This is a genomic window from Photobacterium sp., assembly GCF_033720175.1.
Classification (GTDB): domain Bacteria; phylum Pseudomonadota; class Gammaproteobacteria; order Enterobacterales; family Vibrionaceae; genus Photobacterium.
In genome coordinates this window covers 140824-157471 of record NZ_JAWWDA010000002.1, presented here as the reverse complement: position 1 = coordinate 157471, position 16648 = coordinate 140824, and the positions used below count along the sequence as shown (strand labels likewise).

General features: G+C 45.3%; 14 protein-coding genes and 1 pseudogene. 3 read left to right on the top strand and 12 right to left on the bottom strand.

Going from position 1 to position 16648, the window contains the following annotated elements; translation table 11 throughout:
• Nucleotides 1-26: 26 nt before the first annotated feature.
• Together prpB and R3289_RS03385 are read right to left on the bottom strand one after the other, a co-directional pair.
• Nucleotides 27-896 (bottom strand): methylisocitrate lyase, encoded by an 870-nt coding sequence (gene prpB, locus R3289_RS03390; protein WP_318924086.1) that lies wholly within the window; start codon nt 894-896, stop codon nt 27-29.
• A 49-nt stretch (nt 897-945) separates the two neighbouring features.
• Complete coding sequence (locus R3289_RS03385) at nt 946-1629, bottom strand: GntR family transcriptional regulator (protein WP_318924085.1); 684 nt, start codon at nt 1627-1629, stop codon at nt 946-948.
• 342 nt (nt 1630-1971) lie between these two features.
• On the opposite strand from R3289_RS03385, the gene R3289_RS03380 reads away from it, so the two are divergent.
• A complete protein-coding gene (locus tag R3289_RS03380; protein WP_318924084.1) occupies nt 1972-2394 on the top strand; it encodes an Hsp20/alpha crystallin family protein in 423 nt (140 codons plus the stop codon).
• Between the two features lie 116 nt (nt 2395-2510).
• Here R3289_RS03380 and dbpA read toward each other — a convergent pair whose 3' ends face one another.
• The 4 genes and pseudogenes from dbpA to R3289_RS03365 form a co-directional block, all read right to left on the bottom strand.
• Nucleotides 2511-3899: an ATP-dependent RNA helicase DbpA gene (gene dbpA / locus R3289_RS03375; protein WP_318924083.1), complete on the bottom strand. Its 1389-nt coding sequence runs from the start codon at nt 3897-3899 to the stop codon at nt 2511-2513.
• A gap of 113 nt (nt 3900-4012) precedes the next feature.
• Complete coding sequence (locus R3289_RS03370) at nt 4013-5815, bottom strand: tetratricopeptide repeat-containing diguanylate cyclase (protein WP_318924082.1); 1803 nt, start codon at nt 5813-5815, stop codon at nt 4013-4015.
• A gap of 552 nt (nt 5816-6367) precedes the next feature.
• Nucleotides 6368-6530, bottom strand: a pseudogene (locus R3289_RS20525) (tryptophan--tRNA ligase); the annotation flags it as partial.
• A 274-nt stretch (nt 6531-6804) separates the two neighbouring features.
• On the bottom strand, nt 6805-8310 hold the full coding sequence (locus R3289_RS03365; protein ID WP_318924081.1) for a Na+/H+ antiporter NhaC family protein: 1506 nt from the start codon (nt 8308-8310) through the stop codon (nt 6805-6807).
• 519 nt (nt 8311-8829) lie between these two features.
• Between R3289_RS03365 and R3289_RS03360 the strand changes: the two genes are divergently transcribed.
• Complete coding sequence (locus R3289_RS03360; protein ID WP_318924080.1) at nt 8830-9144, top strand: hypothetical protein; 315 nt, start codon at nt 8830-8832, stop codon at nt 9142-9144.
• Between the two features lie 271 nt (nt 9145-9415).
• Nucleotides 9416-9592: a hypothetical protein gene (locus R3289_RS03355; protein ID WP_318924079.1), complete on the top strand. Its 177-nt coding sequence runs from the start codon at nt 9416-9418 to the stop codon at nt 9590-9592.
• 226 nt (nt 9593-9818) lie between these two features.
• On the opposite strand, the gene trpS is transcribed toward R3289_RS03355, so the two are convergent.
• From trpS to R3289_RS03325, 6 genes are all read right to left on the bottom strand, one after another.
• Entirely contained in the window at nt 9819-10841 is a 1023-nt protein-coding gene (trpS, locus tag R3289_RS03350) for a tryptophan--tRNA ligase (protein WP_318924078.1), read from the bottom strand.
• A gap of 986 nt (nt 10842-11827) precedes the next feature.
• On the bottom strand, nt 11828-12403 hold the full coding sequence (locus tag R3289_RS03345) for a DJ-1/PfpI family protein (RefSeq protein ID WP_318924077.1): 576 nt from the start codon (nt 12401-12403) through the stop codon (nt 11828-11830).
• Nucleotides 12404-12413: 10 nt separating this feature from the next.
• A complete protein-coding gene (locus tag R3289_RS03340; RefSeq protein ID WP_318924076.1) occupies nt 12414-13046 on the bottom strand; it encodes a bifunctional 4-hydroxy-2-oxoglutarate aldolase/2-dehydro-3-deoxy-phosphogluconate aldolase in 633 nt (210 codons plus the stop codon).
• A 1-nt stretch (nt 13047) separates the two neighbouring features.
• A complete protein-coding gene (locus R3289_RS03335) occupies nt 13048-14013 on the bottom strand; it encodes a sugar kinase (protein WP_318924075.1) in 966 nt (321 codons plus the stop codon).
• A 139-nt stretch (nt 14014-14152) separates the two neighbouring features.
• Nucleotides 14153-15007, bottom strand: coding sequence for a tagatose bisphosphate family class II aldolase (locus R3289_RS03330; RefSeq protein ID WP_318924074.1), 855 nt, complete (start codon nt 15005-15007; stop codon nt 14153-14155).
• Between the two features lie 108 nt (nt 15008-15115).
• Entirely contained in the window at nt 15116-16609 is a 1494-nt protein-coding gene (locus tag R3289_RS03325) for a DUF2264 domain-containing protein (RefSeq protein ID WP_318924073.1), read from the bottom strand.
• Between the last annotated feature and the right edge of the window lie 39 nt (nt 16610-16648).

Below are 16648 nucleotides of genomic sequence, written 5' to 3'. Positions count from 1 at the left end.
CTATTTAAATAAATTGTTGGATTTAATTATTTCCCGCTAAATAACTTATCAAGCTTCTGTTCATAATCGTGATAACCAAGATAATAATAAAGTTGTTCACGGGTTTGCATCTGATCAACCACATTACGTTGATGACCATCTTTAATTAAATGTTGGTACACATTCAGTGCCGCCTGATTCATAGCACGGAACGCCGATAACGGATACAACACCATGTCAACGCCACATTCAGCCAGTTCGTCGCCAGTGAACAACGGCGTCTGACCAAATTCGGTAATATTCGCCAGAATCGGCACCTTCACCGCATCAGAAAACTGCTGATACTGTTCGAGGCTATTAATTGCCTCCGGGAAAATCATGTCGGCACCCGCTTCGACACAGGCAATAGCACGCTCAATCGCGGCCTCCATACCTTCCACTGCCAGCGCATCGGTACGCGCCATAATCACGAAGTCATCATTGCTGCGGGCATCAACCGCGGCTTTGATACGGTCGACCATTTCTTCCTGACTGACGATGGCTTTATTCGGACGGTGGCCACAGCGCTTCTGCGCCACCTGATCTTCGATGTGGATTGCGGCAGCACCGGCACGTTCCATTTCCTTGATGGTACGCGCGATATTAAACGCGCCGCCAAAACCGGTGTCGATATCCACCAGGAGCGGTAAGTGGGTCGCGGCAGTGATACGGCGGACATCTTCTAGTACATCATTCAGGGTCGTGATACCGAGATCAGGCAGGCCATAGGAGGCATTGGCAATACCGCCGCCCGATAGGTAAATTGCCTGGTGCCCGACCTGCTCAGCCATCATCGCGCAATAAGGGTTAACAGTGCCTACAACTTGTAATGGATGGTTCTGTGCAACCGCATTCCGGAAGCGTTTCCCTGGGCTCATGATACTCTCTCCTTATCATCATAATTGTCATGATTACAGTCATCGTCAATTAACCAGCCTGTGTTAATTGCCGCTCAATCAGTTGGCGGCTGCGCATGATATGGCGGCGCATCAGCATTTCTGCCAGCTCGCCGTCGCGTTCGCGTATTGCCGCAAGAATATGGCGATGTTCGCCCAGCGCTTTTGCCGGACGAGAATGCTGTCGCGGTGACTGGAACCGGTACATGCGAAGCAGGTGATAGAGCTCGTCACACAACAGACCAATCAGTTTGGTGTTTCGACTCGCTTTGATAATTCGGTAATGGAAATCAAAATCACCTTGCTGGTAGAAATAAGAGGCACCGTCAACTTGTTCGATATGACGCTGATGCTGTTCTAACAGTTCCTGCAATGCATCAATTTCATCCTCAGTGATATTGATACAGGCTAAGCGTGCAGCCATACCTTCCAGCGCTTCGCGCACCGCATAAATTTCAATTAACTTGTGCTGACTCAACTCGACCACTGTGGCACCAACGTGGGGAACCCGCTCAACCAGACCCAGTGATTCCACCCGCATCATGGCTTCGCGCAACGGCCCACGGCTGACACCAAAACAGCGCGCCAATTCGGGCTCGGAAATTTTACTGCCCGCCGGATATTCACCGCTAACGATAGATTCAATCAGGCGATCGGTCAGATCCTCTGATTTTGTCAGTTCTTTGGTGACCCCATTAACATTTTTAGGTGTCATATGCCGCCCAACGTGTCGAAAGCCATCAAGGTTACATCGTGTATACTCATTCAGACTGTCAACAACTGCTCGATTAATGAACAAAAATAGCGCTAAAACTGAACTTATTCAAGCTAATTGTTAACAATCTGTATCTATGGTGATGTTTTTTTGTTGGCGACGTGAGGTTTTAGCGAGAGTCAAAAAGAAAAGTAAATCAATCCGTTTATTATATTTTGTGTTTAAAATCTGTTCCTTAAAGAATTTTGACCTTAATCAATTTATGGTTGTTTTTCGTCTTTGATTAACAATCATATACTAGACTTTAGATGCGTTAACTACTACATCGGATTGGAGGCAAGTATGAGCTTAGTTCCTCGTGACTCCTGGTTTGATTTCCCTCAGATTTTTGACAATGCATTCCCAATGCTAAGGCCAAAATTTGATACCGAGATGATGACACCACGAGTTGATATTGTTGAGAAAGAAAAAGCCTACGAAATAACAGCAGAACTACCTGGGGTGAATAAAAAAGATGTCTCTTTGCAGGTAAATGAAGGCTCTCTGATCATAGAAGCCACCACGCAAAAAGAAAGTGAAGAGAAGAAACATGGGAAAGTTATCCGGCAAGAACGCTGCACCGGTAAATTTATGCGCAGTTTCTATCTTGGCCAGAATATTCAGCAAGATCATATTCATGCTGAATTTCAAAATGGTTTACTAAAAGTTCTGGTACCCAAAGTTCAACCAAGCCAATCTCAAGCAACCAAAATCGAAGTGAAATAAGTATAAATTGAGTTAATAAAAACATGGGGACAATGGCTGATATTTCCATCAGCCTTTTTTTGAAAGCACAAAGCCCGCTAAAACTATGCGGGCTTTTCTTGGGTATAGCAGTGGAATTAACCGCGGATCTGGCGAACTCGGAACGAACGTCCCTTCAATTTACCATTTTCGAGCTTCTTAAGCGCATCGCGTACTGATTCGCTCTTAACCGCAACATAGGCGAAGTTATCAAAGATCTGGATTTTACCCACTTGTGCCCCGGCAATACCATTATCACCCGTTAACGCACCTAAAATGTCACCCGGGCGAACTTTCTGTCTTTTACCGCCGTCAATCTGAAGGGTCGTCATCACTGGACGGAATGTCGGCTGCTCAAGCAGACTCATCGGAGGCAGAGCTTCACCTTCGATGGTCTTATCTAAATAATCTTCCAGCAAAGCGACTTTATAGTGTTCTTTTTCACTGAACAGAGAGCATGCAACGCCTTTGCTGCCTGCACGGCCAGTACGGCCAATACGGTGGACATGCACTTCAGTATCACGAGCAAGGTGGTAGTTGATAACAGCGTCAAGCGAGTCGATATCCAGACCACGAGCGGCCACATCGGTGGCAACAAGCACTGATGCGCTTTTATTAGCAAAACGAACTAACGTCTGGTCACGTTCACGCTGCTCTAAATCACCATGTAAGGCGATGGAGCTAAAACCGTAGTCGACCAAATCATCAGACACTTCCTGAGCTTCACGCTTGGTATTACAAAATACTACCGCTGATTCCGGACGGTGTTGCAGCAGCAACAGGCGCAGGGCGGTCAAGCGTTGTTCGTTACCTTCAACCTTGTAGAAATGCTGCTGAATACTGCTGTCGTCATGGGTCGCTTCAACTTTCGCCATTACCGGTTTAAACATAATCCGATCAGCAATCGACTTAATTTGATCCGGGTATGTCGCGCTGAAAAGTAAAGTCTGGCGCTGCTTTGGCGCTGCATCAATGATCGCATCCAATGCGTCCTGAAAGCCCATTTCAAGCATGCGATCAGCTTCATCTAATATCAGCATTTCCAGATCGTCTAAGTTCAGCGTTCCTTTACGGACGTGCTCTTCAATACGGCCAGGGGTACCGACAATAATATGTGCACCGTGTTCAAGCGAACCAATCTGCGGGCCGAATGGCATGCCGCCACATAAAGTCAGTACTTTAATGTTATGGATGGTTCGTGCCAGTTTTCGGATCTCTTTGGCGACCTGATCAGCCAGTTCACGAGTAGGACAAAGTACCAGAGACTGAACACGGAAACGCTTAACATTCAGCTTTTCTAACAGGCCAAGACCGAAGGCTGCTGTTTTACCAGAGCCCGTTTTACCCTGGGCGATAACATCTTTGCCCGCAAGGATGTGCGGCAGGCTCTGTGCCTGGATCGGAGTCATCGCCTCATAACCAAGGGAAGAGATATTTTTTAGCAAATCAGAATGCAGGTTAAGGGTTGAAAAAGCAGTTTGGCTCAAGGTAATTGTCCTATTAGTCTTTGCTGAACGCGAAAATACGGTTTACAAGGGCTGCGACACTACCAGTTTATGCTGCGCTAGACAATGGATGTGATGTTTTTACCTCGACGAGATTATGCGCTGACTAGCTTCACGCAATTTCGGCCTGACGATTTGGCAGCATAGAGTGCCTTATCAGCCATATTCAGTAACTCATCCCATTCATTGATCATGACGTCAATGGTTATCGCGACGGCCCCTATCGAAACCGTCACCTCCAGATCTCCTCCGCTGGTCTTAACAGGCACTGTAGCAATGGACTCACGCAGGCGGTTTAATATGAGTTCAGCGTCTAGATCAGGCTTGAGTTCCAGCACCAAGACAAATTCCTCACCGCCCCAGCGAATCACGAGGTCATTACTGCGAGCACTCGCCTTCAGTCGACGGGCAACGTCGACAAGTACCTGATCACCTGAATCATGGCCCCAGCGATCATTGACAAGCTTAAAATGATCCAAGTCCAACGCCACTAACAAATAGTGATAGGGCGATGATCGGCCATCATTGCCCGCAGACTCCAGCCACTGCTCCAGATACCGGCGGTTGTGCAAGCCCGTCAGTGGATCCTGTAGCGACTGAGTCGCTAAAGTTGCATTCGACTGCTGCAGCTGGGTGTTATCCTTGCTGATATTGCTATAGCGCCGATAAAAAATATAAAGCAACAGAACAGAAAAAGCAGCCGCAAGGATCCATAGCTTCTCGCGCGCTTGCTGCTCAGCTAACCGAGCTGTATTTAATTCATTATCTGATTTCAACAAGGCTATCTCACGCTCTCTCGCTTCTGCTTCATAGCTTACTTGCAATGCAAACAGCTCTTTGCGTCGCTCATTAAACAGATATTCCCTACCTTCAGTCGAATGCTGCCTGTAATACTGCAAAGCACGTTGGTAATCGCCAGACGCTTCATAAATATCAGCGATCAGCTCACTGACCTCCATATAGTTCTTCTGATCTTGCAGCTGGTTAAATAACTCAAGCGCCTGCAACGCAATCTCGGCGGCTTTTTGTAACTCTCCCCGCATTAGATAGGCTTTTGCCAGAGACTCATTGCAATGGGCCACCCCTGATCTGTCCGATATTTCGGTTGCCAGTTCCAGGCAGCGAAAAGAGTTAGCCAATGCCGCTTTAATCTCATTGTCCTTAAGCTGCATTGTGATGAGATTGTTCAGAGCCGCCAGTTGCAAAAACTTGGCACCCGTCTGCTCAAACAGTCTCACCGCTTCTCTAATATGCTCGGCTTCCTGTTCCGGTTGATCAAAGTGCCGGGCAATAATACCGGCGTTAACATGCAGCATAGCTTTGAGGTTGGGGTTATCACATCCATCCCCCTCAATCAGGCGGAACGCTCTTTGATTATATTTCTTAGCGCTGTTCCACTCTTGCAGGCGAAAATAGACCGTCGATATATTTGAAAGCACCTTAGAAGACTCAATATCATCAGATTGCTCGCTGAAGGTTTTCAATGCTGAACGATAATCATCCATCGCCATGATATATTGAGACCGTTCGACGTAAATGTTGGCTCTCCACTTGAGGGCGCGGGCCAACAGATGCGAATAGTCCGACGTCTCCGCAATTTCAATGACCTGATCGATAAATTCCAGCCCTTCATCAAACTTACTTTGTTTTATTAAAATAATAACAGACTCAAGCAAGGCTTCACCAACCATCCAGTCCTGGCCCTGACGTTCACCCAGTACTTTAAGATCATCGATATATTGTTCGGCAGAAACTTCATGTGTCCCCAGCGCATTCTCTAACTTGAACAAAATAAGGTAGTAAAGTGCCAAGCGGAAACCTTCACCATGCTCAATTTGTTTCATTGGCAGTAATTTCAGTTTTTTCTGGGCTTCATCCGGCTGAGTGTCAGCCTGCATGTAAATGTCCAGTAGATCCCGATCCTGCGGTGCGGCCTTACTGGTCAAAAACTCAAAATCAGAAGAGGATGCCGAGGTGGTTTGAGCGAACACCGGGCAAAAATAGAATAGGGAAATTGCTACAAGGGCAGCACTCCAGAGTGTTTTTTTTATTGTATGGGGTTTAGGCATAGAGTGAAGGAAGCAAATAATTAATAAGCTATCTTCATGATCCATCGCTAGAGAGTCAACTGTCCCCTAAAGAACAGACAATTGGACGGTGTACACTATTATTTCCATCGCCTGCCTGTAAGGCAGGCGAAATATATGATGTATGTACATCGATTCGTTTTCCTTCAACCAACACGGCCTTGCGCCCTCGGTTTCTAAGCCAAAAGGCTTACATAATCCTAGTGCTGCCATATTGTTAGAGTGAACATCTAGCTCTAATCGAGTAAGATTCACCTTAGCATCACAATACGAAATCAAGTGCTCCATCAAGAAACGACGGACACCTTAGCCTCGGGAGCATCAGCACACAGCTTTCCGAGTCTAACTCTTGAAATCGTTTGATCAGAGAATGTTCAGACCAAAAGTATCCTTAACATCAGAGAGCACTCGTTGTGTTTTTTCTCGAGAAACTTGGCTGCCCCCCAGACAAAATTTCGATGAGTTAAGCCTTATCACCTAGATACTCAGCCCTCTTTTTCCAGATCGGTCTTAGGATCTCTTGTAAGAAGCGTCTATCCCAGAAACAGTGAAATACGGTATTCGCTCTTTCATCGATGGTCCTTATCATGCGTTGGTTCAAAATATCGACCGTTCTGTGGTTGATCACTGTAATCACTATGATCCAAGTGTTGCAACAGCCCCCCTATAATTCACCTCATTAAGGATTTTACTCACTTAATTCAGTGTCTGAAGCTGCTGGGAAAGATCATATTCAACATTACACTCTGCCTCTACAGGCTTTAACCAAACATTGGCTTAGAGGAGAACATACATAACGGCTAATTTGAGGATACCAACGAATAATTACGTTGATACACTTTAGCAAATGTAAACACCAGTACGATTTGAGCGACGATTGAAATAATAAAGATAACTGGTGATTCATAAATCCCAGCTAAGACAAAACTTCCCAAAGCAATAGCGCCATTAAGCAAGGCATAAGGGAGCTGAGTGCGGAAGTGTTCAAATTGGTCACAGCCTGAACCTGTAGATGAAAGAATGGTCGTTTCTGATATTGGTGAGCAATGATCACCAAATAACCCGCCAGATAATACTGCACCGATACAGGCAAATAGAGGCGCATCTATCGCAAATGAGGTAGGAATCACTAATGGCATCATAATAGCGAACGTGCCCCAAGAGGATCCGGTCGCAAAAGAGATAATTGCAGAGAACAAAAATGCAACCGCAGGGACTAACCAAGAAGGAAAACCTGCCTGAGCTTGCTCGGCAATATAGGCCGCTGTACCCAGTTCTTTACCGACGCTGCTGAGAGTCCAGGCCAATATCAAAATGATCGCCACTTGCATCATATTACCCATACCCTTGAGGTAAACGTTAATGCCATCGCCTAGTGAACGAACTCTGTAATAAGCCATCAAACTAATAAGCGTAATGGCGGCAAAGAAATAAGCGCTAGATAAAGCTGCGCGGAACACCGAGCCAGATACTTTCTGAAAAGGGAAACCAAGAGGAGCTAACATAGTGACCAACACCACCGCCATCACTAACAAAGGCCCCCACACAAACGACGCTTTTGAATTTTTATGCACAAATACATTGAGCGATGTCGCGTCATTTCCGGTTACCTCCCCTTGCTTTGCATCCATTTCAGCTCGAGCCATTGGCCCGAAGTCCAATGCCTTAAGTGCCACTAAAGGCACGATAGCAATAGCTAAAATCGCATAAAATTGATAAGGAATCGCACCAATAAACGCATCCCAATCGGAGACGTTTGCGTTAAGAGCAGTAAACTCTTTTTGCAATAACCCCATAATGTAAACTCCCCAACCAATGAAAGGAATCAAAATGGCGACAGGAGAAGACGTGGAGTCAATAATAAATGCTAATTTCTGACGAGAGACTTTCAGTTTGTCAAACAACGGCCTAAACACCGGCCCAACAATTAATGGCGTACCAAGATCCGAGAAGAAAATGAAAATCCCACCAAACCAAGCGGATACCTGGGCTCTACACTTTGAATCAACCCAATGAGTCACCTTTTTTGCAAAAGCATGCCCACCACCAGACTGCTCCATCAGCGCGACAAAACCACCGATAAACACCAATAAAACGATCACGCCCGCATTATAACTGTCCGTGAGTTGTGGCACCAAATGCCCTTTCACCATGACTCCGAATGTATCAAGAGGGTGCCAGCCATTAAGCATAAACACCCCACTAAGCACACCCGCAAAAAGCCCAATAACCACGTTTCGAGTAGTAAGAGACAAAGCCAACGTAATTACGATGGGTATTAACGAGCTTAGATCTGTCTGTTCCATATATATTCCCTTTTCAAAACGATCCAACCTGCCGCATTGAGATGTGATTTTTAATTCGTTATTTACGAATATATATTTAGATAGAATGAATGTATAGCCTATGGCAGTAAATAATTTTGCTTTGGCTAAGAAATCTGGTGTTTACATCCAAGCAGAAGGCAGCGCTTTCTAACCGTCGTGAATGGAAAGGGTAGGTGAGTTTATAAGAAACGTAATGAAACGCTGTTACTGGAATTGACCATAAAATCCGTGAAACGTCTCTGCTTGTGTGAGTGAAATTAAGGTCGATTCGGCGGTATTTTTGAGATCAACAAATTTTCTGACTAACTCGTTCTATTTTCCTTACTATTTTTGAAGTCCGTCACACTCTACTATTTGTGTAAATCGAAACGAAGTCTGAACCGTAAAGGTAAAGGGATTACTCCTAAGATGGAATGACAGGTTTTCAACACTGCAAAAACATTTAATATTATAAAAGTGGAGATAAACATGAAAAATCCTGTACTTATAGTAACTCTATTGGGACTAATATCTTTTGGTGCTTCAGCTGCTCAATACAATCATCATGATGACAACGGCAACGATCGACATGCAAATGAACTTCGCCTGAAAACCTTTGAAGGCGAAACGAGTTATCAGGTAAAAGTTAATCCACGGCTGTTAGTAGACCGTGACGAGCCTGTATCCACACTGCATGCCACTGAGCTCCGTAAGCTAGCATTGGATGAGCCTGTACGTAATGATGTTACGTCATTTACGCCACGAGATCGTGACGAGCCGTTATCAACACAACATGCCACTGAGTTACGTAAACAAGCATTGGATAATGCTTGAGTCATTGGCACAAAGTGGTTGTAACGATTCGGCATCGCATTAAGCGACTTGATTTATTATAACGCCCGTAAACCGCCCCCTAAAAAGTTGCCCAAGGCCTGTCTCTTAATCACATCTCAGTGTTCAAGAGACTTGGACAACAGGTAACCTTCAAGGATGGTTTGTAAGATATCTAAGAACGAGATAAAGGCATAACGAGAAATGGTCGCTTCGATCATTATTGGCAGTATTAATTATAGATGTCTTAAAAGATCTTCTCCGAAGCCCCAAAATGGCTGTTTTAGATAACAAAAACCTGACAGATAGTGTCACGATAGCTATGGATGAAGTGGCAAATATAGCAAATGATGGAATGAACAAGATCATCGAGGTGTCAACCGTTATGGATGAGATTTATAACGGGACCGAAAATGTATCACAAACCGTTATGAGCTTATCAGAAACATAAATAATTATAGATAAGAGTTAAACATAGCATCCATTCTATGGATAATGACTGAAGGACTGTCGCTTCGTAAAAACGATTTAAAAATGTATTACCAACTGGCATTAATAGCCTGTGAATACGTATCTACTCTAAGCAAGAATGAGGTAAACCCGGCTTAGAGTAGTAACCCTAAGCCGTTAATAGATGAGCACACGGCTTTCCGAGGCTAACTCTTGAAATCGTTTGATCAGAGAATGTTCAGACCAAAAGTATCCTTAACATCAAAGAGCACTCGTTGTGTTTTTTCTCGAGAAACTTGGCTGCCCCCAGACAAAATTTCGATGAGTTGAGCCTTATCACCTAGATACTCAGCCCTCTTTTTCCTGATCGGTCTTAGGATCTCTTGTAAGCACTCTTCCAATATCTTTTTAGTTGTTCCGTCGCCAAGACCGCCACGTTGGTAGTGCTCTTTAAGCTCATTTACATAGGATGTGTCAGGATGAAATGCATCTAGATAAGTAAATACAACATTTCCCTCGATATTCCCTGGGTCTTCAACCCGTAAATGAGTAGGATCGGTATACATGGATTTAACCGCCGCGCTGATCTCCTTTTCAGAAGAACCAAGATTTATGGTATTACCCATCGTCTTCGACATTTTGTTTTTGCCATCTGTACTTGGCAATCGTGACGCATTGCTTAATAGTGGTCTGCATTCATTCAATATAATTTTGCCTGCTAATGAATTGACTTTACGTACAATTTCATTGGTTTGTTCTAGCATTGGCAATTGATCGTCTCCAACAGGAACTAGTGTTGCATTGAAGCCCGTGATATCAGCCGCTTGAGATATCGGATATGTTAAAAAACCGGCAGGAATAGAGCGCTCAAAACCTTTGCTCTGTATCTCGCTTTTGACCGTTGGATTTCTTTCTAACCGAGCGATGGTGACAAGATTGCTGTAATACATAGTCAACTCTGCAAGAGCAGGTAGTTGTGATTGAAGGCAAATTGTCGTTTTAGAGGGATCGATGCCAACCGCCAGGTAATCAGCGACAACATTTAGAATGTTGGATGATACCTTTGTCGGATTATGAGCATTGTCGGTAAGACCTTGCATATCCGCAACGAGGATCGTCTGATCATGAATATTTTGTAAGTCCACTCGTTGTCTCAAAGAACCAACATAGTGACCTAAATGAAGGGGGCCAGTAGCTCTATCACCCGTTAGAATAATTTCTGGTTGATCCGCGGGTTGTTTATCTATCATAAGGTTATCTCCTAGTAAAAAGATCGCTACTGGAGATAAAAAGAGACCACAGTCTTAGCTACCTTCCAGCAGCTTAAGAATGTGATAATTCCGTGCCGCTCTAATTAGAGCGCCACCAAAAGAAGAATGATGTGGGAATTGTGTAAATTTTCATGCAGGCAAAGTATCAGCATTCATTTTGGAAATCAACGATTGGTACACATGTTTTCCAAAGGTAAACACAAGCCTGTGCCTCAACTTTTCTAGTTAACGCCTAGATAACAAATAGTGTTGTCTAACGTTGAATGTCCCAATAAAAGCGATACTGCCCTAATACCGTTTAACTAATTGTTGTAAATAAACAACTAAAATCAGTTTAGGGCGCTTTATGCTTTCAGCGACAATTTCATTTGATATGTGCAATAAAACATCATCATAATTCAATTCAACTATCAATAATTTATGTCTAAAAATGCAGTAATAGTTAGAAAAATGTTCATTCTGGAAATAGCTTTGTTGTAAATTTACTACTTTTAGAATTCATTCCAGAAGCAGTGATAATTTCCCTCAAGATTCCTCACCTCTCAATTTGAAGTAATTCTGGCTTAGAACGATCACCCTAAGCCGTTGTGGGGAATTTTCAAGTTACCCGTGCACAAAAGTTACCCATACTCAAGCAACTTCTGACAGAACAACGCTTCATACGACTTCAGGTCGCACGGACATAAACGCGTTAGGGTATTTACTCAGATTGACTGTGTTCGGATAAGGAGAAATATCGCAAACTATCTGCGACACCTCACCTTAAATTGTATCTGTAACGCTCACTATGCGGGAATTAACGAGCGTGGGTATTTTTGTTCGAGGTCAAATCGATCACGGTGATGACGCTCGATTTGCCTGAAACCGAGCATTACGAAAGTCGGTATCCGAACAGCTTGGGACAAAATCGCGTTGAACTTTCAGCTCTAAGTCAATCACCGATAGATCACAGCGACTTTACTCGCTTACAGTGGCCAATGATCAAAATAGATATGGCTTGCTTGCCAGTCCACTTTTCCCTGATCGTCAGTAAGCAGCATTTTTGCCACAGTAAACGCAAACTCAAAACTAACGCCAAGCCCTTTACCACTAATGAAATTGCCGTCTATCACCACTTTTTGATCAAGGAAGTTACCGTCTTCGAATTTCTTCTCAAGACCACCACCAGTCGTATAGTTGCGGCCTTCTAACAAGTTATTTGCCGCCAGTACCTTGGCACCGGATGAGCACAAGGCACAGATATATTTGTCTTCAGTGATATGCCGCTTGAGGAAATTAATCACCATTGGGTTGGCCGACAGGTTGTCCGTCCCTTTCGGGCCGCCAGGCATCATGACTGCGTCATAGTTATTGTCGTAACAGTTTTTCAGGACATCGTCGGCAGTTATGCGGGTTTCGAAATAGGTATTCAGTGCTGTCGTTTGCATGCACGACAATACTGTAACTTTAATATCCAACCGGCGCATGATATCGATAAAGACAACTGCTTCACCTTCTTCAAATCCATCTGCCAGTAACACGGCGACATGCTTTTCTGTCATCACAGAGCTCCTAGGCATTCACTAACTTACAAGTCTCACGAGCATTGTGAGCGATGGTTTCCCAGTCGTTGTCACGAATGGCCGCTGTTGGTGCAATCCAGGTACCTCCACAGGCGATAACCTGAGGGATCGCAAGATACTCCATCAGGTTCGTCGGTTTCACACCCCCAGTTGGCATCAACTGGATATTGCCGTATGGGCCTGTCAGCGACTTGAGCATATTGATCCCGCCGGATGCTTCTGCCGGGAAAAACTTTAAGGCAGTAACCCCTAGCTCCAGAGCCTGTTCAACCTGGCTTGGACTATTCACGCCCGGGATGATTTTTACCCCCCTTTCAAGGCAATACTTAACCGTCGTCGGGTTAAAGCCAGGGCTAACAATAAAGTCCGCCCCCGCCTCAACTGCCAAATCCACCTGTGCAGGAGTCAGTACTGTACCAGCACACAGAATAAGATCAGGAAGCGCCTCGCGAATAAGGCGTATAGACTCTGCCGCCGCTTCACTGCGAAACGTAATTTCTGCGGCTGGCAAGCCATTGTCACTCAGTACCTGTGCCAGTTTTACGGCATCTTTGGCATCTTCAATCTGGATGACTGGCATCACTCGTAATGCTCGTAATGTTTCAATCCACTCTTTGTTCATATCAAATACTCATCAATTCTGTAATATACCGCGTCTGATCCAGCGGGATAATGGCCCCCTTGTGCTGGATGACCCGAGCCGCTAACTTATTGCCCCAATGGCTGCACTCGTCAATTTCCATGCCTATGCTCCAGGCTGCAAGGAAGCCCGCGTTGAACGAGTCTCCAGCCGCCGTCGTATCGACAACGTTATCTACCTTGTTACCGGCTGCAATGCCACTGTGGCCATATTCAGACCACATTGCCCCCTCGCTACCAAGCTTGACGACCACCTGCTTGATACCCATGGAATGCAATCGCTTAGCAATAATACTGGCCGGAGAATCCTTCATACCAAGCAGTAAATCTTCATCTTCTGCAGTAACCAAGGCAATATCACTTAACTGATAGAGCTTACCCAGCCATTCACAGGCGTCAGACGCACTGTGCCACAGCCGAGGCCGGTAATTAGAGTCAACGGCAATGCGTACACCGCTTTGCTTAAGCTGCTCCAGCGCTACTAACAAAGTACGCTTGTCCTGATCGGATAAGATGGCCAACGAAATACCTGAAAGGTAAACAAGATCAAACGTTTTTAATGATTCGACAATGGCAGGGAAATCGCGATGCTGGCAAAGCTGACGGGCGGCAGAATCATTGCGCCAATAGTGAAAACTGCGCTCACCCTGCGGATCAATTTCAATCGCATACATACCAGGTAGCTTGTCAGCAACTTCTAGCACCATTGAAGTATCAATGCCTTCACTTTGCCATGCCGATACCATTTGGCGACTATAGCTATCTTGACCCAGCCCAGTCACGTAACTGGGAGCTAACCCCGGCACCAAACGAGACAGGTAAACCGCAGTGTTGAGCGTATCGCCACCAAAACGCTGATCCTGAGTAGAAAATGGCTGACCACTCAGCTCAATCATGCACTCGCCAATGATGGCGATTTTCTTTTGCTTAAACTTCACAGATGAAGCCATCAGTTTGCTATCCATTTCTTATATTTTCTAGGATGAAAAAGAAAAATGGCTACACCATAGATGTTGAGGGAGCACTGTTAATGTAGCCCGGAGCAATAACACAGGGGGCGTGCTTGCAATTTCTTTTTCCGAAAAACGATTACAACTTACCAGCGCTACCGCACACAGTAATTTTCTCCATCACCACTTTCTTCATAGCTTCTTTGCCTGGAACAATGTAGTGACGAGGATCGTTGGCATTAGGGTTTTCAATGAAGTACTGCTTCACTGCATCAGAGAAGGCAATTTTCAGCTCAGTGGCTACATTAACCTTGGTGATCCCCAGCTCGATACAGCGGCGGACATCTGCATCTGGTACCCCTGAAGCGCCGTGCAGAACAAGAGGAACGTCAGTTTTGCTGCGAATAATTCCTAGGCGATCAAAGTCCAGTCGTGGCTCTTCTTTGTACATACCGTGTGCAGTACCAATCGCGATGGCCAGCGAGTCGATTCCGGTACGGTTGACAAACTCCAACGCTGCTTCCGGATCGGTATACAACGCATCCTTAGCATCGACAATCAGATCATCTTCCTGCCCGCCAAGACGACCCAGTTCAGCTTCAACAGAGCAGTCCCAACGATGACAGAAGGAAACCACCTGTTGAACTAGATCAATGTTGCCCTCGAAATTAAGATGGGAACCATCAATCATTGCAGACTTGATCCCTGCCTCTACCTTGTTACGGATATCACCAAACGACTCATGGTGATCGAGATGAAGGGCGATTGGCATCTGGTAGCGTTTAGCCGCCTCTTTGCAAATACCCACCAAATAGTCCGTACCAGCATACGAGAAGGTACCAGGAGTACCGGCCAGAATAACTGGCGATGCCATTTCGGCTGCCGTTTCAACCACAACCTGAACGGTTTCTAGGTTGTGAATATTGAACGCAGGAACAGCATAACCGCCAATCTGCGCTTTATGGAGCATTTCGCGAGAAGAAACCAGAAACATATAAAACCTCAAAACCTTCGTTATCTTTCGGTTCGATGATAATCGAAAACAAAAGGAAAGAAATCGATCTTGATCACATAAACACTTTCAAAGCGAAAACCTGTGAAATCAAAAGAAATGATACATTTTCGATGTGTAACAGGTTACGCCCTTACGCAGGAGGTTGTTCTTCGGTCGTTCAGCACGCCCTACAACCATTTCAGAGAGCTTTTCGCTCCATGATTGTCGCGCTAAACGGCGAGTCAGTGGAGTTTGCTGGTCGGTATATTCATTTTGAAAGATGACAACAACTTCTTTCGTTTTGAAAGTACCAATGACTTTGGCTTCTATGGCTGGGATCTCAAAGGAAAAATCCCCTTTTTCAATTTCAAGCGGTGATTCTTCCGCATCCCATAACCCTGTTCTCTCTCCGCAAAACAATGCAATATTTAACGCACGCAGCGACCAGAAGCTGCTCGCTGGTCCACTGTAGTTATCCACCAAGCGCGTATCATCAGCAAACACACCTTGGGTTGGCGCACCATTTTGCAACGCTCCATGACTGATGAAGTATTTCAAACTAGTATGAAACGCGCGCTTTGCTTCACCTGACGATAATGTCGTAGCCCCCTGATCGACCGCAGCGAGAAGTGGTGCAGATGCAGCAAGCCGATAACAGACACTGCGACCAAAGAACGGCACCCCCTCTGGGGTAAAGAAATAGCGGTACTTCGTCACAAAATCAGATAAAGACCGATGGATAAATTCAGGATCAAATTCCGGATCGATTTGATCCATCCAATAGAGCGAGTAGAAAAACCCCCAGGCATTGTAATAATCATAGTTTCCTCGCGCGCCATCACGGAACCAGCCATCCCCGACATAAAACTCTTTCACACGCTGGTATTTTTCATGGGAAATCGTATCTTCCCCGGTAAGTGCCTTGATCACCAACTGCACGGTTAACGGAAAGAGATGCCAGTTATTATCAACTGTCTGGCAGGTATTTACCTGCTTGAACCAAGCCTCCACCTGCTGCTGTTCACCCTGACTGAAGCGCTCCCAGACCCAAGCTTTGCTCAGCCAAAGCGCAAGCGCTAGGTCGGCACTTTCGCAAATTCGCTGATCGTAGTCGTGTAACTGTCCCCAGTAACCTTTGTGCTCAGGGTTGGTGCCGGCAAGAAATGCCGTTCGCAGCAACTGGGCCACGTCTATCACTTTATTGTTCAGCCCGTAGATCACCGTTGTTGACTGGCCATTGGCATGTAACCACACGGCCAAGGTCGGTATCACCCTACTGACCCCTTCCATTGCATCGGTTCTGGCAGTCTGCTGGCTCGGCCGACCGGGGTAATAGGCATGCGTATAGTCCCAAACAGCATAATGCTCAAAGGCTTCGGTGATGTAGCGAACCAACTGCTCGCACTCCTCTTTCAAGCTCACCTGAAAACTACCTAAACTCGAATCAAACACTTGCCGAATAGTTTCGTCATGTTTATTGTAGGCTGGCTTTTTATATCGTAGCCGGATCAGGTGCTCCTTGCACAATTTATAATACATGGCAGCATCAGGGTGCTCGTAGGGGATCATCGGGCGTGGCTGGGCACTAATTTTTTTTTGCATGATGATTTCTCTCATTAGCTCACACAAGAAAAGGGCCTC

Bases quoted from the DNA above. Each gene is read 5' to 3' on its own strand.
- R3289_RS03370 (WP_318924082.1), bottom strand. From the start codon at position 5,815: ATGCAGGCTGACACTCAGCCGGATGAAGCCCAGAAAAAACTGAAATTA.
- R3289_RS03380 (WP_318924084.1), top strand. From the start codon at position 1,972: ATGAGCTTAGTTCCTCGTGACTCCTGGTTTGATTTCCCTCAGATTTTT.
- prpB (WP_318924086.1), bottom strand. From the start codon at position 896: ATGAGCCCAGGGAAACGCTTCCGGAATGCGGTTGCACAGAACCATCCA.
- R3289_RS03345 (WP_318924077.1), bottom strand. From the start codon at position 12,403: ATGACAGAAAAGCATGTCGCCGTGTTACTGGCAGATGGATTTGAAGAA.
- R3289_RS03355 (WP_318924079.1), top strand. From the start codon at position 9,416: ATGGCTGTTTTAGATAACAAAAACCTGACAGATAGTGTCACGATAGCT.
- R3289_RS03365 (WP_318924081.1), bottom strand. From the start codon at position 8,310: ATGGAACAGACAGATCTAAGCTCGTTAATACCCATCGTAATTACGTTG.
- R3289_RS03385 (WP_318924085.1), bottom strand. From the start codon at position 1,629: ATGACACCTAAAAATGTTAATGGGGTCACCAAAGAACTGACAAAATCA.
- R3289_RS03330 (WP_318924074.1), bottom strand. From the start codon at position 15,007: ATGTTTCTGGTTTCTTCTCGCGAAATGCTCCATAAAGCGCAGATTGGC.
- trpS (WP_318924078.1), bottom strand. From the start codon at position 10,841: ATGATAGATAAACAACCCGCGGATCAACCAGAAATTATTCTAACGGGT.
- R3289_RS03325 (WP_318924073.1), bottom strand. From the start codon at position 16,609: ATGCAAAAAAAAATTAGTGCCCAGCCACGCCCGATGATCCCCTACGAG.
- R3289_RS03335 (WP_318924075.1), bottom strand. From the start codon at position 14,013: ATGGCTTCATCTGTGAAGTTTAAGCAAAAGAAAATCGCCATCATTGGC.
- R3289_RS03340 (WP_318924076.1), bottom strand. From the start codon at position 13,046: ATGAACAAAGAGTGGATTGAAACATTACGAGCATTACGAGTGATGCCA.